Genomic DNA, 26,996 nt, shown 5'->3' on the forward strand with positions numbered 1-26,996 from the left:
GCGGCGCCGGTGGTGACCAGGCCGGTGACGGCCAGGTTGCGCAGACGGGCGAGGCGGGACGCAGCAGTGATCACGGTGATGGGGGTCTCCTGGGGAACGTCTTTGAGGCGCCGGCCGGATCATCCGGTCGCGGCCTGTCGGGCGTCGGGGCGAGGCCCCGCACAACGCGGCAAACAAGGACGGCCCCGGCGATCCCGCCCGGCCCGACCCGCTGCTTGCGGCGACGAGAGACATGATTAGCGACCGCATTAACGGGACGCAAGAATGTGACCTACTACGCAAGGACGTAGAAACTGCGCAATTCGGTCATTTCGGGGCTTTTCAACACGTCAGACCGCTGTGCGGCTCTACGATCCCGCTTAGGACGTGACCTGCCTCTCGTGGGTGGCGTCACTCGGAGAGCCGGAAAATCAGGCTTCCGGCCGGGCTTGCTCCACCCGGAAGGGGGCAGAGTGCGGCTCGGAAACGCGTACACGTGATCGGTCCAGACTGCCCTCTCCAGGGCGACTGCGGGATGCTGATGCGGGCTCGGTGGGCCCGCCGGTAGGGGCCCGCGTACTTCCTGGCCTCGGCCAGGAAACCGAGCGCCGTCGTCCGGACGGACGGGTCCACTTCCGGGTAGGCCAGACGCTGCTTGCCGCGGGCGCCGTCGATGCCGTAGGTGCCGCCGGCCAGCCACTCGTACACGGCCGCGTCGACCGCGGCAGCCTGCGCGGCGCTGCAGGTCTGGCCGTACTTGCCCACGACGTGGCAGGCGTAGGCGAGACGGGTGTCGAGGACGGGACGGCCGGTGACCGAGGACGAAATAACCGGTGGGAGTGCCACACACCGTTGGTTAATCTCACGCAGATGGAGATCCGAACGTTCGAGGAGCCTGATTGGCCGCAGGTCTGGCCGATCGTCGAGCAGATCATCCGCAAAGGGGACACCTTCTGCTATGACCCGCTACAAACTGAGGCGCAGGCGCGCGACTTGTGGGTGGTACCACCGCCTGGGCACGTCGTAGTGGCCGTGGAGGACCAGCGCGTACTCGGCACCTCCAACATGTACGCCAACCGGCCGGGCCCGGGTTCGCACATCGCCAGCGGAAACTTCATGGTCGCACCAGAAGCTCGCGGTCGGGGTGTCGGCCAAGCATTGGGCGAGTATCTGCTGGACTGGGCACGAGGCAGCGGATTCGCCGGCGTGCAGTTCAACGCTGTCGCGGCCTCCAACGCACCAGCGGTCAGGCTGTATGAGCGTCTCGGGTTCGCCATGATCGGCACCGTTCCTGGCGCGTTCCGGCATCCAACGCTGGGTCCGGTCGGCTTGCATGTCATGTACCACAACCTGGGCCCCGGTCCACGCCTCGTACGGTGAGGATCGCCGTGCGGTGCGTAGGGATCTTTCTGATGAGCGGTGGTCGGTGCTGGAGCCGTTGCTGCCTGCGGCGGGTGTAAGTCGCAGGTGGCCGGGACGGCGACGGCTGGTGGATGGTGTGCGTTGGCGGGTGCGGACGGGTGTTCCGGTCCTAAAGGCCATCAGGGTGCCTCGGACCGGTCCTGGACGGCCGCGGTCCCGCCCGGGCAACGCGTTGTCGTAGGCGTCGTCCTCGTCGATGAACGCTATGAGCGCGTGCTTTTGATTTGTGCGTGTTGGCATCACCACGTGTAGAAGCCCTGTCCGGTCTTGCGGCCGAGGTGCCCGGCCGCGACCTTCTCACGCAGGATGGCGGGCGGCTCGAAGCGTGGCCCGACCTCCTTCGCCAGATGCTCGGCGATGGCGAGCCGCACGTCGAGACCCACTACGTCCGTGGTCCTCAGGGGGCCTATCGGGTGTTTGTAGCCGAGCGTCATGGCGGTGTCGATGTCCGCAGCCGAGGCGACACCGTCCTGGAGCATCCGCATCGCTTCCAGGGCGAGTGCGACACCGAGGCGTGAGGAGGCGAAGCCCGGGGAGTCGGTCACCGTGATGGCCGTCTTGCCCAGGGCCTTCACCCACTCGTTGGCGTCGGTGACGAGGTCCGCCGACGTCTTCGAGCCGACCACGATCTCCACCAACTCGCTGGCGGGAACGGGGTTGAAGAAGTGCAGGCCGATGAACCTCTCCGGCCGCGCCAGCGCGGCCGCGAGATTGTCTATGGAGAGAGCGCTGGTGTTGGTGGCCAGGAACGCCTCGGGGGCAAACTCTTCCACGCGGGTGAGCACTGACGTCTTCAGCTCGACGGACTCGGGGACCGCCTCGATGACGAGCGCACACGAGACGAGCGCCGACGGGTCAGTCGCCACGGTAAAGCGCCCCTCAACCTGCGGGAGCGGCTCGCGGAGCTTCCCGCGTTCGGCCGCCTTGGTGAGGCTGCCGCGAACACGCCCGTCGGCCGCTGCCGCGGCTGCCCCGTCGGCCTCGATCACGGTCACCGAGGTGCCGGCCAGGAGGAAGGCGTGCGCTATGCCTGCTCCCATCCGGCCGCCACCATAGACACCGACGCTGTGGGGAAGGCTCATTGGTTCTCCGATCCGAGGGTGACGTTCTCGATGACGACGGCGAGGGCCTGGCCGACCCCGATGCAGATGGCGGCTACACCCCATCGCTGTCGGTCGGCGACGAGGCGGTGGGCGAGGGTGCCGAGGATGCGCCCCCCGGAGGCACCGAGAGGGTGGCCGATCGCGATCGCACCGCCCCAGGTGTTGACGATGCCAGGGTCGATCTTCCAGGCATCGACACAGGCCAGGGACTGGACTGCGAACGCCTCGTTGAGCTCCACGGCCTCGACGTCCGCCCAGTGGATGCCGGCACGGGCGAGCGCGGCGTTGGCAGCCTCCACGGGCGCGAACCCGAAATCCTGCGGCGCCAGCGCGTGGACACCACGGCCGGCGATCCGGGCCAGCGGTGCGGTGCCGATGACCGAGGCGGCTTCCTCTGAGCCGACCACCAGGGCGGAGGCTCCGTCGTTGAGTGGGGATGCGTTACCTGCCGTGATCGAGCCGTCGGGGCGGAACGACGGCTTCAGCCCGGCCAGCTTCTCCACCGTCGAGCCCGGCCTTATCCCCTCGTCACGGGCCAGGTCGACGCCGGGGACGGCGACCACCAGGTCGTCGTACCGTCCGGCCGCCCAGGCCGCGTCGGCGAGCTGGTGGGAGCGGACGGCGAAGGCGTCCTGGCGTTCCCGGGAGATCTGGAACCGGTCGGCAAGCTGCTCATTGCACTCGCTGAGTGAAGCTGTCCATTCGGCCGGCATCTTCTCGTTGATCAGCCGCCAGCCGAGCGTGGTGGAAACGGCCGTGACATGGCCCGCAGGGTAGGCACGGGAGGGCTTGGGCAGCACCCACGGTGCGCGGGTCATCGACTCCACGCCGCCGGCCAGCACGACGTGGGCGTCGCCGGTCTCGACGATCCGCGACGCGGTCATTGCGGCATCGAGCGAGGAGCCGCAGAGCCGGTTGACTGTCGATCCGGGCACTGAGACCGGCAGACCGGCCAGGAGGACCGCCATGCGGGCGACGTTGCGGTTGTCCTCGCCCGCGCCGTTGGCGTTGCCGAGGACGACGTCGCCGATGAGGGCAGGGTCCAGCTCGGGTACCTTCGCCAGCACGCCGGCGAGCGCCGTGGCGGCGAGGTCGTCGGGACGCACGTCGGCCAGGGCGCCACCGAAGCGGCCGAACGGCGTCCGCGCGGCGGCGTACAGGAAGGCGGAGGTCATCGAGGGTCCTTTCGGGCGATGAGCATGGTCTTGATGCCGTGCTGGACGACAACGTCGTGCTGGTTGGTGACGCGCACCTCGAACTCCACGACGCCCCGGTCCGGCTTCGAGGACGACGGCCGCTGGGCGACGACGGCGTACGCGACGTCGATGGTGTCCCCGAAGTGGATGGGTCCGGCGAACCTCCACTCCTGGATGCCGAGGAAGGCGATCACGGACTCGTCGAGTTCCCCCGTGCGTGCCCACATCAGCCCGTGGGCAAAGGTGAGCCCGAGCAGGCCGTGGGCTACGCGGGTGCCGAACTGCGTCCGCTTGGCGTACTCCTCGCTGGTGTGCAGGGGGAACCGGTCGCCGGTGAGGCCGGCGAAGTCCCCGACGTCGGCCTCTGTGACCGTGCGAGAGGGACTGCTCCAGGAGCGGCCCACCACCAGGTCGTCGAACCAGAGTGTCACCTGGCTCCGCCCAGGCCGGTGGTGATGACGACCTTGCCCTTGACCTTGCCGTCCTTGACGTACTGCAGGGCGTCGGCGGCCTTTTCGAGCGGGAAGGTGGTGTCGACGGCGGCGTTCACCTTGCCCTGAACGAACAGGTCGAATATCTCGGCCATGGTGGAGCGCATCAGTTCGGGGGTGCGGTCGCGGTAGTCGCTGCTCTGGAGGCCGACCATGCTGATGTTCTTGACCAGCAGGTGCCCGGGCTTGATGGGGTTTTGGCCACCGGAGGCGAAGCCGACGACGACGATCCGCCCTTCCCAGGCGGTGGCCCGGACGATCTGGGTGAGGAAGTCGCCGCCGAGCATTTCCAGCACGACGTCGACGCCCTTGCCGTCGGTGGCGGCGAGCAGGTCGTCGCGCAGCGTCTGGGGGGTCGAGGTGAGCACCACGTCGGCGCCCTGGGTGCGGGCCAGCTCGGCTTTCGCGTCGTCCTGGGCCAGGGCGACGACCCGGGCACCCCAGGCCTTGGCCAGTTGCACGCCGGCCGACCCGACTCCGCCCCCGGCCCCGGTGACGAGCGCGGTCTCACCGGGTTTGAGCCGGCCGCGCCTGAGCAGCCCGAAGTGCGCCGTCGAGTAGACCAGCCCGGAGGCCGCAGCCTCCTCATAGGTCATCTGGTCCGGGAGCTCCATGACCAGTTCCTCCGGCACCCGGAGTTGCTCGGCATATCCGCCGTACTCGACCAGGGCCAGCACCCGCTGTCCGACGGCGATACGCTCGACACCCTCACCTACGGCGATCACGCGTCCGGCCGCCTCCTTGCCGGGGCTGAACGGTCGCTCGGGCAGGTTCTGGTAAGTGCCCTCGACGACGAGGATGTCGGGGAAGTTGATGCTGACCGCGCCGACCTCGATGACGACTTCGCCGGGTCGGGGGGCCAGGTCGTCGATCTCCTCCACCACCAGGGTGGAAGGGGGGCCGAACTCCTTGACGAGCGCAGCGCGCATCGGTGACTCCTTCGACGGTTGAGGGGCCTCAGGCCCAGGGGGATGCGTCGCCGAGCTCGGCGAGCGATGGGTACGGCGTGGTGCCCGGTCCGCGGCGCAGCGCGGAGGAGATCGGGCTCGGGAGGGTCGGGAACGAGTCCGCGCCACCCGGCACCGACACGCGCTCGGGGGCATCGACGTCGACGAGGCCGGCGGCGACGGCCTCGTCCCACGTGGCGACGATCACGGTGCACACGTCCTCGCCGTCGAGCACCGAGCGCCAGTGGTCCGCGGTTTCGGCGGCGAACCGCTCGCCGAGCGCGGCGATCACGGCCTGTTCCTGGCCGGTGTCGTCGTGGAACTGTGCGTCGAGGCCGACCAGTTCGACCAGCCGATCCCAGAACTTCTGCTCAAGGGCCGCGCAGGCCACATGACGGCCATCGGCCGTGGGGTAGATGTGGTAGCGCGGGCTGCCGCCGGTGAGCTGCTCGGCGCCGGGGCGGGGCCAGCCGGCGCCGGCCTGGTGTGTGGCGAAGTAGCCATAGCCGAGCACCTGGAGATTGCGGGTCATCGGCACCTGGAGGTGCACACCCTCACCCGTCTGGTCGCGCTGGCGAAGGGCGAGCAGGATGTTGACGACGGCCGGGTAGGTGCCGGCGGCGATGTCGGCCAGCACGGTCACCGGCAAGCCGGGTGAGCCGCTGCTGTCGGTCACGACGCCGAGCAGGCCGGACTCGGCAAGGTAGTTGAGGTCGTGGCCGGCGCGCCGGGCGTGAGGACCGGTGGGCCCGTAGCCCGTGATCGAGCAGTACACGACATCCGCGTTGACGGCGCGGATGTCGTCGTACCCGAGTCCGAGCCGGTCGGCCACACCGGGCCGGAACTGCTCCATGACCACGTCCGCCTCCGCCGCGAGCCGGAGCACGCGCTCGCGCTGGGCTGGATCCTTGAAGTCGACGGCGTACGCGCGCTTGCCTCGGTTGAGCACAGCGTAGTTGGCGCTGGCGTCACCGAACTTCGGCTCGTAGGAGCGCATCTCGTCGCCCCGCACAGGACGCTCCAGCTTGACCACGTCGGCGCCGGCATCGGCCAGCATCAGTGTGGCCAGAGGGCCTGGCAGGAGCGTGGAGAGGTCGAGGACCTTGACCCCGGTCAGGGGCAGCACGGGCTGGCTCACAACATCTCCCGGAGCTTGAATTTCTGGATCTTGCCGCTCGGGGTCATCGGCAGCTCCGGAAGGCTGATGACACGCTCGGGCAGGTAGTGCTTGGACAATCCCTGGGCGAGCAGGTACTCGGCCAGGGTTTCGACGGTCGGCTGGGGTCGGCCGTCCTTGATGACCAGGACGGCGCAGATCCGCTCGCCAAGCCGCTCGTCGGGGATGCCGACGACCGCGGCGTTGACGACGTCGGGGTGGTCGAAGACGAGGGACTCGACGTCGGTGACGGGGATGTTCTCGCCGCCGCGGATGATGATGTCCTTGCTACGGCCGCGCAGCGAGACCCAGCCGTGTTCGTCGAGACTGGCCCGGTCACCGGTCTTGAACCACAGCCCGGGGAGGAAGGAGTCGTCGGTGGCGTCGGGACGGTCGAAGTAGCCGTAGACGATGCCTGGTCCGCGTATCAGCAGGTTGCCGACCTCGCCGGTCGGCACGTCCTCGCCGTCCGGTCCGACCACCCGGACCTGAGAGCCGGCGAAGACTGAGCCGTCGGTGCGCTGCATCGCGGCGGGCTCGTCAGGGGTGCAGGAAATCAGGATGCTGCACTCGGTCATTCCCCAGGCCGGGCAGATGTAGGCGCCGAGGGCCTCCTGGGCCTGCGCGGGCAGGTTGCGGGGCACCGGGGAGCCAGCGATCACGAGGCATTTGAGCGGGCAGTCGGGATCGCCGGCGAGGTCGGTGCGCATCATGTCCTGGAGGAAGGTGGGTGCGCCGAAGAACGTTGTGACGCCCTCCTGCCGGATCACCTGCGTGCCCCAGGTGGGGTCCCATCGGTCGACGTGCACCGCGGTGCCGGCAAGCAGCACCGTGAAAACAATGCCCCAGACGAACCCGGTGTGGTGGCCGGCCGGCGAGGCGACCAGGTGCACCATCGGGTCGCCGTACACCTTCGGACCGACGTGCTCGGCCTGCTGTCGGGCGGCGTAGATGAGCGTGTTGTGGCTGTGCATCGCGCCCTTCGGCTCTCCGGTGGTGCCGGAGGTGAAGCCGAGGTAGCACAGCCGGCTCGGGTCGGGGTCGGGGAAGGTCTGCGTCGGTACGCCGGCGTGGCTGGACCAGAGGGACTCGCCCTCACGGAGGCCGGAGCCGTCGTCGTCGAGCACGATGACGTGCTCGAGAGTGGGGATCTCGGCGCGCAGCTTGCGGGAGAGCTCGAGGTGCTCGGTGCTGCGCCATCGCCGTGGGACGACCATGACCTTGGCCTTGCTGCGGCGCAGGATCGCGGCCGCTTGGCGCTCTCCGTAAGTCACCGGGATACCGGCGTAGATCCCGCCGATCTCGTTGATGCCGAAGACCATCTCGGCGTACTCGACCCAGTTGGGCAGCATCAGCACGACGGCATCGCCCTGGCCGACGCCGAGGGAGGCGAACACGCTCGCGGCATGGTGGGCGTTGGCGTCGAACTCGGCATAGGTGCGACTCACCCGGCCGCCGTACGTACGGTGCCCGACGAGGGCGGCCCGGTCGGGGTGGGTCAGCGCCGCATCCGTCAACAGTGAACGGATCGATCGCTCCTCCCACCAGCCGGCGGCTCGCCACGCCTGGGCCTCGGCGTCCGTGACCGGGGTGCGCTGGCCGTCGAGGAGCTCAGCCAGCGGGGTGTGCGTCCGAGCCATGGTCATCATGCGTCCTTCCGGAGGACCGTGGCGGGCGGGAATCCCACCAGTGAGCGCGCCGTGGGGACGGCCGCGCTCTGGATGTCGGCGGCGGCGCGAAGCGAGACCGCGTCACGCAGGTGCCGCTCGGCCGGGTACTCCGCGAGGTAGCCGTAACCGCCGTGCGACTGCAACGCGGCGGCGGCCACGTCGATCGCGCTGCCGCAGGCCTCATGTGCGGTCGCGTAGGAGCGGACGGGGTCGTCCTCGGTGGCGGCGAGCACGGCGGTGAGGATGACGGCCGCCTTGGACGCCTGAGCGAGCAGCGACTGCCGCACGGTCGGGATGGCGGTCAGTGCGCCGCCGAACTGGTGCCGTCCGGCGGCGTAGGTCGCTGCGGCATCGGCGGCAGCGCTTGCGATGCCGGCGGCGACCGCGGCGGCACCGAGCCGGAGCCGTGCTCGTGCAGCCGGGACATCGACGCCCGTCAGCTCCAGGACTGCGGAGCCGCTCGCGTCGACCTCGAGGGAGCGCGTGAGTGCCCCGCCGAGACCGGTCCGGCGCAGTGGCCTGGGTTCGAGTGCCGACGGCTCGACCAGCAGCGCGGTGTCCTCGCCCGCGAGCACCAGCAGGTACGGCGCTTCTGCGGCGACGTCGACCCGGTCGACCGAGCCGTGCAGGGTGTCGCCGGACCAGGCCAGCCGCACGTGCGCCGAGCCTGCGTCGGCGACCGCGACGGCCGCGGTGCCGGCGTGCACACGGGTGACCAGGTCGGCGCACCGGTCGTCGCCGGAGAGCAGGTCGGCCGCGGTGTGCGCCTGCGCGGCGGCCCATCCGAGCGCGGGCCAGCTGCGGCCGAGTTGGATGAGCGCCACGGCGGTGGTGGCGCGGTCGGCGCCGCCGCCGCCGTGCGCCTCAGCGGTGCCGAGGGTCCAGACGCCGAGTTCGGCCAGCTCGGCGACCAGTCCCGCGACGGCCTCGGGACTGTCGGCGAGCACGATGTCGTGGTCGGCGGCGAAGTCGTCCAGCATGGCCATCAGGTCACGCTGGTCGCTGTCGAGTGCAGGGCCGCGCCAGCTCATGACCAGAACCTCTCGGTCTTGGGCTCGCGCCGCTCGCCGAACGCCTGGCTGACCTCGTGGGCCTCCTGCGTCTGCAGGTACAGCGTGAGCTGCTGGTCGTGGGCCATCCGGGCCTGGCCGGATACGCCGTTGTGCCGTGCGGAGAAGGCGCCCTTCAGCCCGGCGATGGCCAGGGGGCTGCGGGTGGTGATCTCGCGGGCGACCTCAAGGGCACGGGCCCGGACCTGGTCGGGGGCGACGACTTCGTTGACCAGGCCCATCTGGAGTGCCTGCGCGGCGGAGTACTTGCGGTTGAGGTACCACATCTCCTTGGCCCGCTTGCGGCCGATGGTGTCCTCGAGGTACCAGGAGCCGTAGCCGGCGTCGAAGCTGCCGACCATGGGACCGACCTGCCGGAACACCGCGGTCTCGGAGGCGATGGTCAGGTCGCAGACGGTGTGCAGCACGTTGCCGCCACCGACAGCGAACCCGTTGACCGCGGCGATGATCGGCTTGGGGATGGTGTCGATCGCCTGGTAGACGTCGATGATCGGCAGCACCTGCGACTGGTCGAGGGAGGTGACCGGGTCGTGCTCGCCGCCGATGCAGAAGAACTTCTCCCCGGCGCCGGTCAGCACGGCTGCCCGGAGTTCGCGGTCGAGGCGGAACCTCTGGAGCGCGTCGAAGAGCTCGAGGCAGGTCTGGTGGCGGAACTTGTTGCCGGACTCGGGCCGGTCGATGGTGATGGTGAGGACCGGGCCCTCGGCGCTGACCAGGATGTCGTCGTAGGTCGGTGTGTTCATCGGGCGTCCTTCTCTGCGGTGCGGAGTCCTCGGCCGTTCTTGGCGCCGAGACAGCCGGCGGCGACCATCTGGCGCAGGAGCGGAGGTGGGGCATAGCGGGCGTCGAGGGTCGCGGCGTAGGCGCTCTCGGTGGCGTGGAGGTGGACGTCGAGGCCGATCATGTCGAGCATCTCCAGTGGCCCGGACTTGTAGCCGAGACCGAGCTTCAGGGCGAGGTCGATGTCCTCGGCGGTGGCCAGCCCGTCGTCGTACTCCTGGATCACGTCGTTCAGGTAGGGCAGGAGCAGCGCGTTGACGAGGAACCCGGGCCGATCCTTGACCACGACCGGCTCCTTTCCGTCGAGACTGTCGACGAGGGCGACCAGCCGGTCCACCAGGTCCTCGTCGCTCTGCAGTGCGCGGACCACCTCGACGGTGCGCATCAGCGGCGCGGGGTTGAAGAAGTGCAGGCCGGCGACCCGGGACGGGTTCGGCAGCGCGGCCGCCAGGTCGGTCACCGAGAGCGCGGAGGTGTTGGTCAGGATCGGGGTCCGCTCCCCCACGACGGCCGCCACTTCGGCCAGGACTGCCTTCTTGACGTCGGCGTTCTCGGTCACCGACTCGATCACCGCGTCGACGCCCGCGAGGTCGGCCACGTCGGTGGTGCCACTGATCCGGGCCAGGACCGCGGTCCTGTCCTCCTGGGTCACCTTCCCGCGGGCGATGCCGCCGTCGAGGAACTCCGCGATGGAAGCGGTGCCGGCCTCGATCCGGTCCTGGTCGGTCTCGAGGACGACGATGTCACGGCCGGAGGCGGCGAGCACCTGGGCGATGCCGGCGCCCATGGTGCCGCAGCCGAGCACCGCAATCTTCTGGAAGTCGTTCATCGTCTGCCTTCCTCAGGACCCGAACAGCCGGGTGTCGTCGTACTCGTAGAAACCGCGTCCGGTCTTGCGGCCGAGGTCGCCTGCGGCGACCATCCGCTCGACCATCGGCGGCGGGAAGAAACGCGGGTCGCGCAACTGCTCGTAGAGCCGGGTCGCGACCTGCTGGTGGATGTCGAGGCCGACGATGTCGAGCAGCCGGAACGGTCCCATCGGGTGGCCCAGGGCGCCGAGCACGGCGGCGTCGATGGACTCCCGTGTGCCGAGTCCTGCCTCGAGGGCCTGGATGCAGGAGTTCTCCCACGGGATCAGAAACCGGTTGACGATGAAGCCGGGCCGGTCCTTGGTGACCACGCTGGTCTTGCCCAGGGAGGCGAGGAACTCGACGGTGGCCTTGTGCGCCCAGTCGGCGGTGTGCCGGCCGTCGGCGACCTCGACCAGCTTCATCAGCGGCGCTGGGTTGCAGTAGTGGGTGCCAACGACCCGCTCGGGCAGCCGGGATCCGGACGCGATGCCGGTGACCGACAGCGTGGAGGTGTTGGTGTGGAAGAGCGTGGACTCCGAGACGATCTCGTCGAGCATGCCGAAGGTCTCCTTCTTCAGCTGGAGATCCTCGAAGACCGCCTCGACGACGACGTCGCACGGCGCGAGGTCGGTCAGGTCGGTGCTGCCCACCAGGGCGTCCTTGGCGGCCTGCCCAGCCGTCGCGTCGAGTTTGCCCAGCCGCACGCTCTTGTCGAAGAAGCCGTGCACGGTGTCGATGCCGCGCGTCAGGCTGGCCTCGTCGACGTCGTAGAGGATGGTCCGGTGCCCGGCTCGCGCCATCACGGTGGCGATACCCGAGCCCATGGTGCCGGCGCCGAGGACAGCGACGGTCTTGCTCGCGTTGCTCACGAGTTCTCCTGCTCGTTCAGTAGCTGGTTCATCGGACGCTCTGGCCACCGTCGATGACGATGACCTCGCCGGTCATGAAGTCCGAGGCGCTGCCGGCCAGGAGCAGCAGCCACGGCTTGAGCTCGTCCGGTTCGCCCATGCGGCGGGCCGGGATGGCGCGGACGACCTTGGTCAGGGTCTCGGCGTCCTCACGCAGCTCGGCGTTGAGCGGGGTGGCGAAGTACCCGGGGGCGATCGCGTTGACCTGGACGCCGGCCTTCGCCCACTCCATGGCCATCGAGCGGGTGAAGCCGATGACGCCGGCCTTGGAGGCGGAGTACGCGGCGTGGTTGGCGACGCCTTGCAGGGCGAAGTTCGAGGCGATGTTGATGACCTTGCCCGCGCCCTGCGCCACCAGGTGCCGGCCGGCTGCCCGGGTGGCGAGGTAAGTGCCACGCAGGTTGGTCGCCAGCACCCGGTCCCACTCGTCGGCGGGCTGGTCGAGCAGCGGCGTGGTGGCGACGATGCCGGAGTTGTTGACGAGGATGTCGATCCGGCCGAAGGTCTCGACGGTGGCCTCGACCATGCTCTCGACCGAGGCCTCGTCCGTGATATCGGTCGGACAGGCCAGCGCCTGCCCGCCGGCCGCCTTGACCTCGTCGACGAAGGAGTCGAGCTCGGTCGTGGTGCGGGCCGCCACGGTGACGGCGGCTCCGGCCTCGACCAGCGCCTGGGCCATCGACCGGCCCAGCCCACGGCCGGCGCCGGTCACAATCGCGACCTTGCCACGCAGATCCGTCATGCCAGCTCTCCTATCGCGCGGGTGATCTCGCGACCGATGAGCAGCCGCTGGATTTCGTTGGTGCCGTCGTAGATCTGGGTGACCTTGGCATCGCGCAGGCACCGCTCGACGCCGAGGACCGCGAGGTCGCCGTAGGGGCCGAGAATTCGAGTCGCTTCTACTGCCGCGGTGAAGCCCAGGTCGGTGCACGTCTGCTTCATCATCCCGACGAGGCCGGTCGGGATGTCGCTGGTGGCGTCGGCCTGGCGGGCGACCGCGTGCAGGAGCAGCCGCCCTTGCAGGATGCGGCCGCGCAGGTCGGCGAGCGCGAAGGTGTGCTCGTCGGGAAGCCGGGTGCCGTGCAGTCTGGTCAGCGTGGCGAGGGTGCGCGCGTACGCCGCCCGCGCCAGACCGACCCCCTGGGCGGCGGCGCTGATGCGCGTCTTGACCACGGAGTTCATGACCACGCGCCAGCCCCCACCCTCCTTGCCGAGGACGTGGTCGGCGGGGATGCGCACATCGTCGAAGAACAGCTCCGCAGTGCTCGAGCCGTGCATGCCCATCTTCTCGAAAGGCTGCCCATGGCCCACGCCGTCCCAACCGCTGTCGACGACGAAGGCGGTGACCCCACGGCGTCCCAGGCTCTTGTCGACGGTCGCGAAACAGATGATCACACCGGCCTTGTCGCCTGTGGTGATGAAAGTCTTCGACCCGTTGAGCAGGTAGCCGTCACCGGTCGGCTGGGCGGTGGTCTGCAGGCTTGCGACGTCGCTGCCGGCATTGGGCTCGGTGATGGCGATCGAGCCGTAGAGCGAGCCATCCAGCAGACGGGGGATGTACCGCTGTGCCAGTTCGTCGCTGCCGGCGATCAGGAGGGGGTATGCCGCGTGCGTCTGGGTCATGAAGACCAGCGACGTCGCCGCGCACCCGGCCGTCACCTCCTCCATCGCCACCGCGTAGGCGACGTTGGTGTCGCCGGTGCCGCCGAGGTGCTCGGGAAAGACGAGGCCCATCACGCCTGCCTGTGCCAAGGCCTGCACGCTCTCGTGGGCGAAGGCATGGGTTGCGTCGAGCTCGGCGGCCCGCGGGGCGACCTCCCGGGCCACCGCGTCTCGGGTGATCGTGCGGACCTCACGCTCCCGTTCCGTCAGTGCGGAGTCAGCAGCCGGCTCGTCGAGCAGGTCGTGCAGGGCCAGGTAGGCCTTGGGGTCGGTGTCGAGGTCGAGTGGTTCGACACTCATGCGGTCTCCTCCGGGGCGGTTGCGGGGTCAGCGAAGACGGCGGGCCGGCGTTCCAGGAAGGCGCTGATGCCTTCGTCGGACTCGGCGCCGCCGATGGCGAGCGCCGCCAGGCCGGTCTCGAGCTGAAGGCCGGTGTCGAACAAGGCGCCGCGGCCCGCCTCGAGGGCGGTGAGGATCGAACGGACCGCGAGGGGCCCCTGGGCTGCGATTTTCTCGGCCATCGCAACGGCGGTCGCCAGGAGGTCCTCTGGCGCGACCGGTGGCACCGGGGTCAGCCCGAGCTGGTAGGCGCGGTCGGCGTTGAGCCGGGCTCCGGTGAGCATCAGGTGGGCCGCGGTCTGCGCGCCGACGGCGCGGGGCAGCCGCTGGGTGCCGCCGTATCCCGGGATCAGGCCGAGGCCCGACTCCGGCAGGCCGAGCGAGGCACGGGTCGAGAGCACAGAGAAGGTCGAAGCGAGCACCAGCTCGAACCCACCGCCGAGGGCGACGCCATTGACCGCGGCGATGACCGGCACAGCGGCGCGCTCGATGTCGCGCATCACCCGCTGGCCCGCGCGCATGGTCTCGTGCGCCCGGTCGGCGGTCATTCCGGCCAGTTCCTTGAGATCGGCACCCGCGCTGAACGCCTTGTCACCGGTGCCCGTGACGACGACCGCGCGGACCGCCGGGTCCGCCTCCGCCTCGAGCACGGCCTGACGCAGTTCGGCCAGTACATCGGCATTGAGCGCGTTGAACGCCTTGGGCCGGTTGATGGTCAGGGTGGTGACCGGGCCGAGGCACTCGACGACGAGTGCCTCCGGGGCAGTCACGACGCCACCGCCTCGGTGCCGAGGCCGACCGCACCTGCGACGGCCAGGTCGTCGATCTGCTCGTCGGTGTAGCCGACCTCGAGCAGCACCGACCTTGTGTCCGCTCCGAGCCCGGGGAAGCGCTCGTTGCGCGGTGCACCCTGCGAGGCCAGGCGGAACGGACTGCGGATGCTCACCAAATCGTCCTGAAATCCTGGCACCGGAAGCAGGGAGTCGCGCGCGACCACCTGCGGGTCCTTCACGACTTCGGAGAGGGTCTGGACCAAGGAGGCCGGCACCTCGACCTCGCCGAGGACACGGAGCCATTCCGCGGCCCGCCTCGTCGAGAGCCGGTCGGCAACCAGCGCCGTGATGTGGGATCGATGCTCGCGGCGACCGGCGTTGTCGGCCAGCGCCGGGTCGGCGCTGAGCTCGGGCAGCCCGACGGCCGTGCAGAACCGCTGCCACATCGCGTCGTTGCCGATGGCCACGACGATGGTGCGGTCGGCAGTCTCGAAGGGTTGGTAGACGGCCAGCACCGAGTCGGTCCCGCCGCTGGGGGCAGGCTCTGGCTCACCGGCGCAGAATGCCGCGATCCGCGGGGCCATCAGCGCGAGGTCGGTGTCGAGCAGGGAGACGTCGATGATCTCCCCCACGCCGCTGCTGGTCTGGCGCACCAGCGCGGCGTTGATCGCGATCGCGGCAGCCATACCGGTCACCACGTCGGACAGCGCGGTGGATACCCGCTGCGGACTGCGGCCCTTCTCCCCGGTGACCGACATGAGGCCCGATCGCGCCTGAGCGACCAGGTCGTACCCGGGCAGGTCGCTGTCGGGCCCGTCGAGACCGAATCCGGACATCGCGCAGTAGACCAGCCGCGGATTGCGTGCCCGCAGCGTCTCGCCGTCGATGCCCATCCGGGTGAGCTTGGCGGGGTTCATGTTCTGCAGGAACACATCGGCGGTGTCGAGCAACCGCCGCAGCGCCTCGCGCCCTTCCTGCACACGGAGGTCGAGCACCACGGACTGCTTGTTGCGGTTGGCCGAGGCGAACCAGGCAGAGGTCCCGCCGACGAAGGGCGGCCCCCAGCTCCGCGCGTCGTCACCACGCCCCGGGCGTTCCACCTTCATGACCGTGGCCCCGAGGTCGGCGAGATACATGGCTGCTGTCGGTCCGGCATATGACGTCGTCATATCGATCACTTTCACACCGGCCAGCGGGCCGGCCGTGGCCGGGGTCGGAGTCATCGGGTTCACTTCTCCGTAACGTCGAAACATGTACCGGAAGATTAATAGTGGACTTTTAGGTGCCGCGGGTCGCCCGCGTGCCAGCGCCGGGCGACCCGCGGCCGTTCTCAGAGGGCGGCCGGGAGGTGATCCGCGGTGCCGTCGGTCCTCGAGGAGACCTCCCCGTCGGCCGGCTTCGCCGACCAGGTGATCTCGTCGTCCCGGGACTCCCTGGCCACCATGACGGCGACAAGGCTGATGGCCGCACCACAGGCGATGTACACCGCCAACGGCCATGCGCCACCGAAGCGGTCCATCAGCGCCGCACTGATGAACGGCACGGGCGCGCTGAACAGCAGTCCACCCAGCGTGTAGGAGATGCCTGCGCCGCTGTAGCGCAGCTGGGTGGGGAACAGTTCGGGCAGGAAGCTCGACTGCGGGGCGTAGGTCAGCGTGTGACAGACCGGCAGCGCAATCATCATGGCCAGCACAATGGCGGCGGGGTTGTGCGTGTCGATCAGCCAGAAGAAGGGGAAGGCCATGAGGATCGTGGCGACACAGCCGACCATGAGGACCGGGCGGCGGCCGTAACGATCGCAGAAGCGTGCCGCGAACGGGATGGTGCCCATCTGCACCAGCGACGCCAGGCAGACCGCCCCGAGCATCGCATTCTTGCTCACGCCGTCCTCAGCCCCGTAGGTGAGGGCGAACACGGTGACCATGTAGAAGGGAATGTTCGCGGCCGCGACGGTCAGGGCGCCGATGACCACGCGGCCGCCGGTCCTGCGGAAGACCGTGGCGGCCGGGAAGCGCTCCTCCTGACCCTTCTCCTTGACCGCCTTGAACGCCGGGGAGTCATCGATCTTGAGTCGGATGTAGAGGCCGAGTGCCACCAGCACCGCGCTCACCAGGAACGGGATCCGCCAGCCCCACGACTCGAGCTGGTTCTGGGGGAGCTGCCGCACCAGGAAGAACATGCCGGTGGCGATCACCAGCCCGAAGGGCACGCCGATCTGCGGCCAACTGGCGTAGAAGGCCCGCTTTCGCTTGGGTGCGTGCTCGACGGCCATGAGAACCGCTCCACCCCACTCACCGCCGAGCGCGAGCCCCTGAACCAGCCGGCAGACCACGAGGAGAACCGGCGCCAGAATGCCGACCTGGGCGTACGTCGGCAGGAGGCCGACTGCGATGGTGCCGATGCCCATCATCATCAAGCTGGTGACCAGCATCTGCTTGCGGCTCACCCGGTCACCGAAGTGCCCGAAGATCAGGGCGCCGAGGGGGCGTGCGGCGAACGCGACGCCGAAGGTCGCGAAGGCGGCGAGGGTACCGATCAGCGGGTCGAGGTCGGGGAAGAAGAGCTTCCCGAAGATCAGCGCCGAAGCGGTGCCGAAGATGAAGAAGTCGAAGAACTCGATCGTCGTGCCGATGAGGCTGGCACCAGCGACCCGCGCTATGGCGACGTGCGAGCTCTCGGTCGGAGTGGCCACGGTGTCCTCCAGAACGAGGAGTAGTCCGCGCTGCTGGCGACACCGGGTGGTGTAGCGCGGGTCACAGCAGGTGTGACGACAGGCACGCTAGTGACAATAGACAGGGCGCGCAAGGTCCAACATTTAAATATCCGTACAGTGCGCGCCCTTCAGGAGCAGGCCGTCAGCGAGTCCGATGTGCTGTGATGTGGCGCCTCAGGTAGGTGAGGTGCTTGACCACCGCCGCCTCGCCTGCGTCCGGATCCTGCCGCTGGACGGCCTGGACGATCCGCTGGTGCTGCTTGACGGTCTCGCGGCCGACCTCGGGCGAGAGGTCCAGGTAGTGCACCGGCTCGGTGGCGTGGTGAAGAGCGGCGACGAAGCTGGCCAGCACGCGATTGCCGGAGGCCCGCGCGATCAAAGTGTGGAACTGGCGGTCGAGCTCCGGGATCTCGGGATCGTCCACCGATGCGGTCTTCTGCCGCTCAACGATGGCGGTCAACTGCTGGACGTGCTCGTCGGTCCGGTTGACTGCCGCGAGGCGTACGGAAGGCACCTCGAGCTGCTGCCGGACCTCGGCCACCTCGTCGAACTCGATGCTGCCCAGGGCGAGGAGGTTGTCGACCGACTCCATCATGACGTCGCCCAGGGAGTGGTAGTCGATCGACTGCACGAAGTTGCCGCCCCTGGCCCCGGGCACCTTTGTGATCAGATGTTGCGACGACAGCACCCGCAGGGCCTCGCGCAAGGTCGTCCGGCTGACGTTGAACTGGCGCGCCAGTTCCGCCTCCGGAGGCAGCATTTCGCCGGACTTGAGCTCGCCGGACAGGATGGCGGCCCTGATGGTCTCCTCGACCTGCTCCCGTGGTCGCAACACCGTCCGACCGATCACCTTGCGTGGTGCGTCGCCGCTCGCTTTCATGGCCATCTTGCAGTCCCGCTTCTCTCGTTGCCGATCACGCGCCGTTGCCGACGCGCTACGTGCAGGGGCTAGTGGATGCCTGATTTTATGCGCAGGGGCTGGCTAATGTCTGACGTTTGCATCTAGACATAATGTATGCCTCCGCAGCCTGCTGCGGAGGACACTCCCTCCCCGACGAAGACGGTGCCTTGGCGGGCAAACGCCCCTGATGTTCTCTGCGATCCTGCAACGGGGCCACCGGCCTTCGTCGAGCACACCTGGGCACGCGCCCGCCCGGTCTCCATCACGCCCGAACAGCACCGCCCAGACCTGGTGACCGACTCGGTCCGCGCCACCGTGCTCCGCATGGCCGTCATCGGCCACCGGCCGGCAACGGGCGCCCGTGCAAGAGTCGCTCCCGCGGTGACCGGGCGGGCGCCGCGCAGGAGCGGTCAGCGTGACCGTCGTCAGTGGACAAGTTCGGGCACTGTGGCGCCACTACACGACATGGCACCGTACAACCGCACGGTTTGCGCTGAGATGACCTACTCATCGTGAGCCAGGGGGGCGAGGACGACATGGGCGACTTGACCGAAGCAGCACCACCCGGTCCCACCGGCGCGGTGGATCTCGACACGTGCCGGTGCGGTGCCCGGGCCCCCGCGGGTGTGCCGGGCGCCGCGGAGGAGAGGTTCCGCGGACTGCTGGAGGCGGCGCCGGACGCCATGGTCATCGTCGACGACACCGGCACCATCCGGCTCGTCAACGCCCAGACCGAAGCCCTCTTCGGCCACCAGCGCGAAGAACTCCTGGGCCGCCCCGTGGAACTCCTCGTCCCCCACCGCTTCCGCACCCACCACACCGCACACCGCAACGGCTACGCCCACAACCAGCAGGTCCGCCCCATGGGCGCCGGACTCGACCTGTACGGACTACGCAAAGACGGCACCGAATTCCCCGTCGAAATCAGCCTCAGCCCCCTGGAGACCACCGACGGCCTCCTCGTCTCCGCCGCCGTACGCGACGTCAGCGAACGCAAGGCAGCCGAAGAGAGGTTCCGGGGACTGCTGGAGGCGGCGCCGGACGCCATGGTCATCGTCGACAACACCGGCACCATCCGGCTCGTCAACGCCCAGACCGAAGCCCTCTTCGGCCACCAGCGCGAAGAACTCCTGGGCCGCCCCGTGGAACTCCTCGTCCCCCACCGCTTCCGCACCCACCACACCGCACACCGCAACGGCTACGCCCACAACCAGCAGGTCCGCCCCATGGGCGCCGGACTCGACCTGTACGGACTACGCAAAGACGGCACCGAATTCCCCGTCGAAATCAGCCTCAGCCCCCTGGAGACCACCGACGGCCTCCTCGTCTCCGCCGCCGTACGCGACGTCAGCGAACGCAAGGCAGCCGAAGAGCGCATCAACGAGCTCGCCGCACTGGTCGAGTCCTCGCAGGACGCGATCCTCGCGAAGACCCTCGACGGCCACATCACCTACTGGAACGCCGCGGCACAGCGGTTGTACGGGTTCGCGGCGGACGAGGTTTTGGGGCGGCACGTGTCCATGCTGGCACCGGCCGCGAGGAAGCACGAGATCACCGCGCTTCTGGAGCGGCTGCGCCAGGGTGAGAAGGTCGAGCACTTCGAGACGCTGCGGCTCACCCGCTCCGGAGAACTGCTGGACGTCGACGTGACCCTGTGGCCGACCCGGGCAGCGGACGGCGAGGTCGTCGGGGCGTGCGCGATCGTGCGGGACATCAGCGACCGCAAGCGTGCAGAGGCCGAGCTGACGGAGCTGTACGAGCAGCAGCGGCACATCGCCCTGACCCTGCAGCGCAGCCTGATGGGCACACCACCCGCCATCCCCGGCCTCGCCACCGCGAGCCGCTACCGGCCCGCGACCCAGGGCGCAGGCGTCGGCGGCGACTGGTTCGACCTGATCCCGCTCGGCGCCGGCCGGGTGGGCGTGCTGATCGGCGACGTGATGGGCCGGGGTCTCGAAGCCGCGGCTGTCATGGGGCAACTCCGGTCCGCGGCCCATGCGTTGGCCAAGACCGGGCTGCAGCCGCGTCAGCTGATGCAGGCGCTGGACACCGTCGTCGCCGATCTCGACGTCCCCGACCAACTGGTCACCTGCTGCTACCTGGTCATCGCTGCCGACGCGGGAGAGGTGACCGTGTGTTCCGCCGGCCACCTGCCGGTACTCGTCGCCGTCCCCGGCGCACGCACCCGGACGCTTCCGGCGCCCGTGAACGCCCCTCTCGGTGTCGGTGGGGTGATCTACGAGCAGTGCTGCGGCACCGTCGAGCCGGGAGCAACCCTCGTGCTCTACACCGACGGCCTGATAGAAACGCCCGGCACCGACATCGAGGACAAGCTCACGCAACTGGTCTCCACCCTGGACGAGCTCCCGACCGCGGCACCCGACCTGGAGACCGCCGCCGACCACGTCCTGTCGATGCTCCTGCCCGACGCGGACGGCCACGACGACGTCACGCTGCTGCTGACGCAGCTGCCCGCGGCTCCGCTGGCCACGGCCACCACGGACCTGCCCGCCACGCCCGAATCCGTGCCGGCGGGCCGGGACTTCCTCGACAAGGCACTGAGTACGTGGGGCTGCGCGCGCACGACGGACGACGCTCTCCTCCTGCTCTCCGAGGTCCTCACCAACGCCGTGCAGCACGCCCAGGGCCCCATCGGGGTGCACGTGTGCCGCACGGACACCGATCTCACCGTGGAGATCAGCGACCGCAACCCCCACCTGCCCCAGCCGCGCCTCGCGGCGGAGGACGCGGAGTCCGGGCGCGGCCTGCTGCTCGTTCGTGCCCTCGCCGACGACTGGGGCGTGCGGCCCACGGACGAGGGGAAGACGACGTGGTTCAGCCTCAAGCTGTGAGGACGCGCCGGGACCCGACGTCCGCGGTCCGTTGCCGTCGGTCGTCGGACACCAGCTGCGTCAGGTCCAGCAGCCGGTCGGTGTAGCCCCGCTCGTTGTCGTACCAGCCGAAGAACCTTGGCCAAGGTGCCGTCGGTTTGGGTCAGGGCGGCGTCGAGGACGCGGGGTCGCCGATGACGTCGCGGGAGACGACGGGTGCCGTCGAGACCCGCTGTGCGTGCGAGCCGTGGACGCGGCGCCTCGCGGACACTTCCCCGCCGGTCGACCAGGTTCCTCCGACCCGGTGAGTCAGAGGTGACCACCGCGGCCACCCATCGGTCCGGAGGCCGCCCCGCGGGCGGCCGCCGCCGGTCACCGGGGCGGGCGCCGGCAGCCTGTCCGTGGTCTCCCACCGGGGAGGTACCACCACGACGAACACCGGTAGTCACGCCGTCAACGAGCAAGGGTGACAGCAGACTTGCTGTGAGCTGCCTCACCCATCGCCGAGGCTCGGCACAGGAAGTGCCTGACCAGCGCCCTATCTGCCCGCTCCGCGCCGCTCGTTGGCCGGATGCGTCAATAATCTGTCATTGCAGCCGGTGCGAGATCCGATACAGGCTGTGACCGTGTTGGAGCGACGTGTTGTTGTGGTGGTGTACGCGGGTGCGATGGCCCTGGACATCACCGGACCGATTGAAGTGTTCGATACCGCGAACCGGCTCCTGGGTGCCTCGGGCGTCCCCTACCGGACCGACTTCGTCTCCGCCGACGCACCAATGGTGCCCATGAGTGCGGGGATGGTGGTGGAGGCCTCGCCGCTGGAGGCGGGGCAGGGTCCGATCGACACGCTCCTCGTGCCGGGTGGATGGAGCCTGAGCGACGCGCTCGCGGACGAGACGCTCGTGTCCTGGATCGGCCGGGCAGCGGCCCGTTCACGCAGAGTCGCCTCCGTGTGTGGCGGATCCTTCCTGCTGGCCGAGGCGGGCCTCCTCGACGGCAGACGCGCCACCACGCACTGGGCGTACAGCGAGACGATGGCGGGCCGTTATCCGGATGTGACGGTGGACGCCGAACCGATCTTCGTCTGGGACGGTCCCTTCGTGACCTCCGCGGGTGTGTCGACCGGGATTGACATGGCGCTGGCCCTGGTGGAGGCCGATCACGGGTCGGCGCTCGCGCTGGAGACGGCACGTTTCCTGGTGCTGTTCCTCAAGCGGCACGGAGGACAGTCCCAGTACAGCGCCGTCCTCGACGCCCAGTTGGCCGACCATCCGCCGATCCGGGCAGCGCAGGAGTGGATCCTGGACAACCTGGACGGTCCGCTGTCCGTGGCCGAGATCGCGCGGCAGGCCAACATGAGCCAGCGCAACTTCGCCCGGGTCTTCCGTCGCGAGGTGGGCACGACACCCGGTCAGTACGTCGAGCGGTCGCGTATCGTCCGCGCCCGCGAGCTGCTGGAAACCACGGCCCTGACGATCAGCCAGATAGCCGGCCGCTGCGGGTTCGCCACCACCGAGACGTTCTTCCGCTCCTTCGGAAGAACCCTGGGACTCACCCCCAGGGAATATCGGCACCGCTTTCAGGTGATCTCGCCGTCCGGCCTCATCGACCGGCGCCACGAGCGGGAGGGGAGCCCCGCATGACCAGCACGACATCGGAATTACGCGAGGCGGAAACGGTACGCCTGGTCGACTGTCTGGCCGCGGAGCTCGCCGGGGCCGGCGTCACCCACATGTTCGGCGTCGGCGGCGCGAACATCGAGGACCTGTACGACGCCGTGCACCGCGGCGGAGCCATCGACTGCGTCGTCGCCAAACACGAATTCTCCGCCGTCACGATGGCCGACGGATACGCGCGTACCACCGGGCGCCTCGGCGTGGTTGCCGCCACCTCGGGCGGTGGGGCGATGAACCTCGTACCGGGTCTGGCGGAGGCCCACGCCTCCCGGGTGCCCGTACTGGCCCTGGTGGGTCAGCCGCCGACCAGCCAGGAGGGGCACGGCGCGTTCCAGGACTCCAGCGGCAAGACGGGCTCCTTCGACGCCCGGGCGGTCTTCGCACCCGTCTCCCGGTTCTGTGCCCGGGTCGATGACGCGGACTCCCTCGCGCGGTTGCTGCCCCGGGCAGTCGCTGCGGCACAGGCCCACCCACGGGGGCCGGCCGTGCTGTTGCTGCCCAAGGACGTGCAGCAGGCGCTGATCCGGGCATCCGCCCACGACGCGGCCCCGGCAACGGGCGGCCACGCTGCGGCATCCCCGGCCGGTTCTCCGGCGGCATCCGCGGCGCGACTCGACACGGCTGCCGTCGACGCCGTGGTGGACGCCCTTCGCGGCGCCGGCCGCGTCCTCGTCATCGCTGGTGAAGGCGTCGCCGCCGAGGACGCGCGTGAGGATCTGGCGGACCTGGCCCGGTCCCTCGGGGCGTGGGTGGCGGTCACCCCGGACGCCAAGGACGTCTTCGACAACCGCGATCCCCGATTCGCCGGCGTGGCCGGGGTGATGGGCCACGCCAACGTCGAGGACTGTCTGCGGCGGGCCGACGTGTGCCTGCTGGCCGGTACCCGGCTGCCGCTCCTGGCAAGCGGCGGCCTGGACCGGGCCCTGGCAGCCACGGACGTCGTCTGCATCGGCCCCGAACCCCCGTTCGTGGCGGGCACCGCCCTGGGCGGGAACCTACGGGACGCACTGCGCGCCGTGACCGCCCGGCTGCCGTCCCGCCCACGTCCCTGCCCTCCGCACGCCGGCGCCCTTCCCACCCTCGTGCCCGGCCCGCGCCTTCCGGCCCGGGAGCGAACAGTCACCCATGCCGATGCCGTCGCCGCGGTGGAGGCGGCACTCCCGCAGGACGCACACGTCTTCGTGGACGCCGGCAACGCGGGAGCCAGCGCGGTCCATCTCCTCCCGGCACCGCGCCGGGGACGCTTCGTGGTGGCGGTCGGCATGGGCGGCATGGGCTACACCTTCGGTGCCGGCATCGGCGCCGCGCTCGCCACCGGCCGGCGCACCTACGTCCTCGCAGGCGACGGCTCCTTCTTCATGCACGGGATGGAAGTGCACACCGCCGTGGAGTACGGCGCACCCGTGACGTTCGTGATCTTCAACAACAACGCACACGCCATGTGCGCGCTGCGGGAGGAGATCTTCCAGGGCGGCGTACGCGACCACGACCGGTTCGCCCGCACCGACCTCGCCGCCGGCGTGGCCGCCGCCTTCCCGTACCTGCAGGTCACGGGAGCCACCGACGCGGAGCAGCTGCGCACGGCACTGCTGCGCGGCAATGCGGGCGATGGCCCGGCGTTCGTCACGGTGGCCTGTGACCCACGGGAGATCCCCCCGTTCCTGCCGTTCCAGTCCTTCACCCAAGCAGCCGAGAGCAAGGAGAGTTCAGATGCGCGAGGAGTCGTCCACGTTGGCTGACATCCCCGGTCTGGTCCGGATCGAGAATGCAAGCAAGGAGGAACTGACCGCCCACTGCATGGAGCTCACTCACGCGGTCTACCCCCACCATCAGGTGTACGGGCAGTACTGCACCATCCACGAGTACGTCGACTGCCCCCCGGAGCAGGTCTACGACTACCTGCGCCAGGGCCACCACCTGGAGGAGTGGACCTGCAGCCTGCGGGACTTCGCGCCCACCGGCACACCGGGGCTGTGGGTCGGTCACGACCGGCTGGAGGACGACACCAGGATCTACTGCAAGGTGGTCGCCAACCGCGAGGCCATGAGCGTGGACTACCACTGCTCCTGGGACCAGGGCGAGACGCTGTGGATGATCTACCTGATGCGTGTCGTCCCGGCCCGGCTGGTGCTCGACAAGCCGGGTTCGGTCATCACCTGGACCAACTGCCGGCACCCCTACTACGACGACAACCCGCGCCCCGACCTGGCCCCCCGCCCGGAGCGGCCCTGGGTGGGCGACTACTGGGACCTCTTCTACGCGGGGCACACCGTGGAGATGCACAACCTCAAGGCCATCCTGGAACACCGTCACCGGCGCGGCCTGCCGGTCGTCTCGGCTCCGGCGAAGGCGGTGGCGCGGTGACCACGGTCAGCCTCACCGACGTCGCGAGCTACCTGCCCGGCGAGCCGGTCCCCGCGGAGTTCTACACGGACTTCCCCGGAGCCGAGGACAAGCTCCGCAACCACCCCATGTTCAAGGTCCCGCCGTTACGGCACCACGTGGCCGGGCACGAGACCAACGCGGACATGGTCGAACGCGCCGTACAGCCCCTGATCGAACGGCACGGCCGGGACGAAATCCGCGGTGTCGACGTGCTGCTGGTGCACAGCCAGTTGCCGGACCTGCCGTTCGTGGGCGCCGGCACCGAGGTGGCGCGTCGGCTGGGCCTGAACCCGGAGTGGCTCGTCGACGTGGCCAACGCGGGCTGCGCATCCTTCGTGTACATGGTGAAGCTGGCCCGGCAGATCCTCACCAGCACCGACGCGAGGACCGCGCTGATATGCAACGCGCAGAGCGCCGCCGGGCAGTGGTTCACCCAGTCCGAAGTGCGCAAACTCGCCCAGGCGGCGATCCCGGGCGACGGGTGCGGCGTGGGGTACCTGACCACGTCGGCACAGTCGCCGGTCCTCCACCTGGAGACCCGGCACATAGGCGAGTACGCCGGTGACATGACCGTGGCGGTCGACGACGGCCGCAAGTACTGGGAGCCGGGCGAGTCCCAGCTGCGGATCGGGTTCACCGATGCCAGTGTCGCCAAGGTCCTGGCACGCGGGAACCGCCTCGTCCCCGAGGTGATCACGGACCTGTGCCGACGGCTCGGCGTGGAGAGCACCGACATCGACGTCCTCATCACCAACCAGCCCAACCGCACCTTCCTGCGCAACTGGCGAGAAGCGCTGCAACTGCCGCCGGAACGGCATCTGAACACCTTCGACGAGTGCGGGAACCTGTTCGGGGCGGCGATCCCCGTCACCTTGGACCGGGCGATCAGCTCCGGGCGGGTGGAGGACGGCGCTCTGATGGTGCTCGGCGGATTCGCCCACGCGGGCGACTTCGCCGGTGCCGTCGCCGTTCGCTGGCACGGCGGGCGGGACTGAGCCGTGGACATCCCCGTCCTGCACCGGCTCTCCCTGAACGAAAGCCCGTATCCCCCACTGCCGTCGGTGCGCGAGGCGATGCAACGGGCCGTCGCGCAGGCCCACCGCTACCCGCAGTTCCACCCCGACGAGCTCACCGAACGGATCGCCGCGTGGTGCCGGGTGCCCTCCGACCGCGTCGCGGTCGGCAGCGGATCCGTCGGCGTGGCCCTGCAACTGTTCCAGGCAGTGGTGCGGCCCGGCGACACGGTGGTGTACGCCTGGCGCACGTTCGACGCCTACCCGCTCCTGGCCGCCATGGCCGGCGCCCGGCCGGTCCCCGTACCGCTGTCGCCGGACGGCCACCAGGACCTGGGGGCCCTGCTCGCGGCGCTCGACCACCGCACCCGCGTCGTGGTGCTGTGCAATCCCCACAACCCCACCGGAAGCCTCGTCGCCGCGGACGCGCTGTCGGCGTTCCTGCGTCAGGTTCCCCGGCACGTCACCGTGCTCCTCGACGAGGCGTACATCGAGTTCGCCCGCGACACCGACCTGCCGGATACGCCCTCGCTCCTGGACGCGCATCCCAACCTCCTGGTCCTGCGCACCTTCTCCAAGGCCTACGGCCTGGCCGCCCTGCGGGTCGGCTACTGCCTCGGCTCCTTGGACCTGGTGGGGCGGATCCGCCGGCAGCAGCTGCCCTTCGGGATCAATGCGGTGGCGACGGCGGCGGTGAAGGCCTCGCTGCGGGCCGAGAGCGAGTTGCGGCTACGCGTGGACACCGTCGTCGCAGAGCGCGAACGGCTCCGAGGCGAACTCGTGTCCCTCGGCTGGGGCGTACCTCACGGCCACGCCAACTCCGTCTGGCTCGCCGCGCCCGATCCGGTCGACGAGGGCGCCGCGGCACTCGCCGGCGCCGGTGTCCAGGTGCGCCACTACCCCGGCGAGGGACTCAGGCTCACCGTCGGCGACCGGAACGCCAACGACACCGTCCTGACCACCCTGGCGGGACTGCCCAGACACCGGGCCGCGTCGCGGGCGTGAAGCACCCCACCGCGGCGGCCGGGGAGGTGGGAGATCACCGAAACCCCGCCGGTGACGCATTGAAGTGCACAGACCGGTCGAGGGCCCGAACACGTCGGAGGTTCGGGCCTCGACCCGGCTGGCCT

Annotated in this window: 24 protein-coding genes and 1 pseudogene; 7 read left to right on the forward strand and 18 right to left on the reverse strand. The window is 69.7% G+C overall.

Features of this window, described 5'->3' with window-relative positions; all coding sequences use genetic code 11:
* Positions 1-390 precede the first annotated feature (390 nt).
* Positions 391-825, reverse strand: a complete 435-nt coding sequence (locus ACWDNY_RS21455; protein WP_451647384.1) for a hypothetical protein — start codon at positions 823-825, stop codon at positions 391-393.
* A 24-nt stretch (positions 826-849) separates the two neighbouring features.
* On the opposite strand from ACWDNY_RS21455, the gene ACWDNY_RS21460 reads away from it, so the two are divergent.
* The gene (locus tag ACWDNY_RS21460; protein ID WP_451647385.1) at positions 850-1,359 is read left to right on the forward strand and encodes an N-acetyltransferase family protein; all 510 of its coding nucleotides are present in this window, start codon (positions 850-852) and stop codon (positions 1,357-1,359) included.
* Positions 1,360-1,640: 281 nt separating this feature from the next.
* Here ACWDNY_RS21460 and ACWDNY_RS21465 read toward each other — a convergent pair whose 3' ends face one another.
* The 16 genes from ACWDNY_RS21465 to ACWDNY_RS21540 form a co-directional block, all read right to left on the reverse strand.
* Positions 1,641-2,483 (reverse strand): 3-hydroxyacyl-CoA dehydrogenase family protein, encoded by an 843-nt coding sequence (locus tag ACWDNY_RS21465; RefSeq protein WP_451647386.1) that lies wholly within the window; start codon positions 2,481-2,483, stop codon positions 1,641-1,643.
* Positions 2,480-3,679, reverse strand: a complete 1,200-nt coding sequence (locus ACWDNY_RS21470; RefSeq protein ID WP_451647387.1) for a thiolase family protein — start codon at positions 3,677-3,679, stop codon at positions 2,480-2,482. The genes ACWDNY_RS21465 and ACWDNY_RS21470 overlap by 4 nt, the downstream gene beginning before the upstream one ends.
* Positions 3,676-4,131 carry a MaoC/PaaZ C-terminal domain-containing protein gene (locus ACWDNY_RS21475; RefSeq protein WP_451647388.1) on the reverse strand — a complete coding sequence of 152 codons (456 nt, stop codon included), beginning with the start codon at positions 4,129-4,131 and terminating at the stop codon, positions 3,676-3,678. Before ACWDNY_RS21475 ends, ACWDNY_RS21470 begins: the two co-directional genes overlap by 4 nt.
* Positions 4,128-5,120 carry an NADPH:quinone oxidoreductase family protein gene (locus ACWDNY_RS21480; protein ID WP_451647389.1) on the reverse strand — a complete coding sequence of 331 codons (993 nt, stop codon included), beginning with the start codon at positions 5,118-5,120 and terminating at the stop codon, positions 4,128-4,130. The genes ACWDNY_RS21475 and ACWDNY_RS21480 overlap by 4 nt, the downstream gene beginning before the upstream one ends.
* Positions 5,121-5,148: 28 nt before the next feature.
* Entirely contained in the window at positions 5,149-6,276 is a 1,128-nt protein-coding gene (locus ACWDNY_RS21485) for a CaiB/BaiF CoA transferase family protein (protein ID WP_451647390.1), read from the reverse strand.
* Positions 6,273-7,943, reverse strand: a complete 1,671-nt coding sequence (locus ACWDNY_RS21490) for an AMP-binding protein (protein ID WP_451647391.1) — start codon at positions 7,941-7,943, stop codon at positions 6,273-6,275. The genes ACWDNY_RS21485 and ACWDNY_RS21490 overlap by 4 nt, the downstream gene beginning before the upstream one ends.
* Positions 7,940-8,995, reverse strand: coding sequence for an acyl-CoA dehydrogenase family protein (locus ACWDNY_RS21495; protein WP_451647392.1), 1,056 nt, complete (start codon positions 8,993-8,995; stop codon positions 7,940-7,942). Before ACWDNY_RS21495 ends, ACWDNY_RS21490 begins: the two co-directional genes overlap by 4 nt.
* Complete coding sequence (locus ACWDNY_RS21500; protein ID WP_451647393.1) at positions 8,992-9,777, reverse strand: enoyl-CoA hydratase-related protein; 786 nt, start codon at positions 9,775-9,777, stop codon at positions 8,992-8,994. The genes ACWDNY_RS21495 and ACWDNY_RS21500 overlap by 4 nt, the downstream gene beginning before the upstream one ends.
* Positions 9,774-10,643, reverse strand: a complete 870-nt coding sequence (locus tag ACWDNY_RS21505; RefSeq protein WP_451647394.1) for a 3-hydroxyacyl-CoA dehydrogenase family protein — start codon at positions 10,641-10,643, stop codon at positions 9,774-9,776. Before ACWDNY_RS21505 ends, ACWDNY_RS21500 begins: the two co-directional genes overlap by 4 nt.
* Positions 10,644-10,655: 12 nt before the next feature.
* Complete coding sequence (locus ACWDNY_RS21510; protein ID WP_451647395.1) at positions 10,656-11,534, reverse strand: 3-hydroxyacyl-CoA dehydrogenase family protein; 879 nt, start codon at positions 11,532-11,534, stop codon at positions 10,656-10,658.
* 28 nt (positions 11,535-11,562) lie between these two features.
* Complete coding sequence (locus ACWDNY_RS21515; RefSeq protein WP_451647396.1) at positions 11,563-12,315, reverse strand: SDR family NAD(P)-dependent oxidoreductase; 753 nt, start codon at positions 12,313-12,315, stop codon at positions 11,563-11,565.
* Positions 12,312-13,535: an acyl-CoA dehydrogenase family protein gene (locus tag ACWDNY_RS21520; RefSeq protein ID WP_451647397.1), complete on the reverse strand. Its 1,224-nt coding sequence runs from the start codon at positions 13,533-13,535 to the stop codon at positions 12,312-12,314. Before ACWDNY_RS21520 ends, ACWDNY_RS21515 begins: the two co-directional genes overlap by 4 nt.
* Positions 13,532-14,344 (reverse strand): enoyl-CoA hydratase/isomerase family protein, encoded by an 813-nt coding sequence (locus ACWDNY_RS21525; RefSeq protein ID WP_451647398.1) that lies wholly within the window; start codon positions 14,342-14,344, stop codon positions 13,532-13,534. Before ACWDNY_RS21525 ends, ACWDNY_RS21520 begins: the two co-directional genes overlap by 4 nt.
* On the reverse strand, positions 14,341-15,570 hold the full coding sequence (locus ACWDNY_RS21530) for a CaiB/BaiF CoA transferase family protein (RefSeq protein WP_451647400.1): 1,230 nt from the start codon (positions 15,568-15,570) through the stop codon (positions 14,341-14,343). Before ACWDNY_RS21530 ends, ACWDNY_RS21525 begins: the two co-directional genes overlap by 4 nt.
* A 107-nt stretch (positions 15,571-15,677) precedes the next feature.
* On the reverse strand, positions 15,678-17,039 hold the full coding sequence (locus tag ACWDNY_RS21535; protein WP_451647401.1) for an MFS transporter: 1,362 nt from the start codon (positions 17,037-17,039) through the stop codon (positions 15,678-15,680).
* A gap of 163 nt (positions 17,040-17,202) precedes the next feature.
* Positions 17,203-17,946: a FadR/GntR family transcriptional regulator gene (locus ACWDNY_RS21540; protein WP_451647402.1), complete on the reverse strand. Its 744-nt coding sequence runs from the start codon at positions 17,944-17,946 to the stop codon at positions 17,203-17,205.
* Between the two features lie 527 nt (positions 17,947-18,473).
* Here ACWDNY_RS21540 and ACWDNY_RS21545 point away from each other — a divergent pair.
* Entirely contained in the window at positions 18,474-20,813 is a 2,340-nt protein-coding gene (locus tag ACWDNY_RS21545; protein WP_451647403.1) for a SpoIIE family protein phosphatase, read from the forward strand.
* Here the strand turns inward: ACWDNY_RS21545 and ACWDNY_RS21550 are convergent.
* Positions 20,803-21,024: pseudogene (locus ACWDNY_RS21550) on the reverse strand (hypothetical protein); the annotation flags it as partial. The gene ACWDNY_RS21545 and the pseudogene ACWDNY_RS21550 sit on opposite strands and share 11 nt — an antisense overlap.
* Positions 21,025-21,391: 367 nt before the next feature.
* On the opposite strand from ACWDNY_RS21550, the gene ACWDNY_RS21555 reads away from it, so the two are divergent.
* From ACWDNY_RS21555 to ACWDNY_RS21575, 5 genes are read left to right on the forward strand one after another with little or no spacing between them, the layout of a single operon-like run.
* Complete coding sequence (locus ACWDNY_RS21555) at positions 21,392-22,435, forward strand: GlxA family transcriptional regulator (protein ID WP_451647421.1); 1,044 nt, start codon at positions 21,392-21,394, stop codon at positions 22,433-22,435.
* The gene (locus tag ACWDNY_RS21560) at positions 22,432-24,207 is read left to right on the forward strand and encodes a thiamine pyrophosphate-binding protein (protein ID WP_451647404.1); all 1,776 of its coding nucleotides are present in this window, start codon (positions 22,432-22,434) and stop codon (positions 24,205-24,207) included. Before ACWDNY_RS21555 ends, ACWDNY_RS21560 begins: the two co-directional genes overlap by 4 nt.
* A complete protein-coding gene (locus ACWDNY_RS21565) occupies positions 24,200-24,832 on the forward strand; it encodes an SRPBCC family protein (RefSeq protein WP_451647405.1) in 633 nt (210 codons plus the stop codon). The genes ACWDNY_RS21560 and ACWDNY_RS21565 overlap by 8 nt, the downstream gene beginning before the upstream one ends.
* A complete protein-coding gene (locus tag ACWDNY_RS21570; RefSeq protein WP_451647406.1) occupies positions 24,829-25,848 on the forward strand; it encodes a 3-oxoacyl-ACP synthase III family protein in 1,020 nt (339 codons plus the stop codon). The genes ACWDNY_RS21565 and ACWDNY_RS21570 overlap by 4 nt, the downstream gene beginning before the upstream one ends.
* A gap of 3 nt (positions 25,849-25,851) precedes the next feature.
* Positions 25,852-26,871 carry a histidinol-phosphate transaminase gene (locus tag ACWDNY_RS21575; protein ID WP_451647407.1) on the forward strand — a complete coding sequence of 340 codons (1,020 nt, stop codon included), beginning with the start codon at positions 25,852-25,854 and terminating at the stop codon, positions 26,869-26,871.
* Positions 26,872-26,996: the final 125 nt, after the last annotated feature.

Source organism: Streptomyces sp. NPDC003697 (assembly GCF_053587115.1).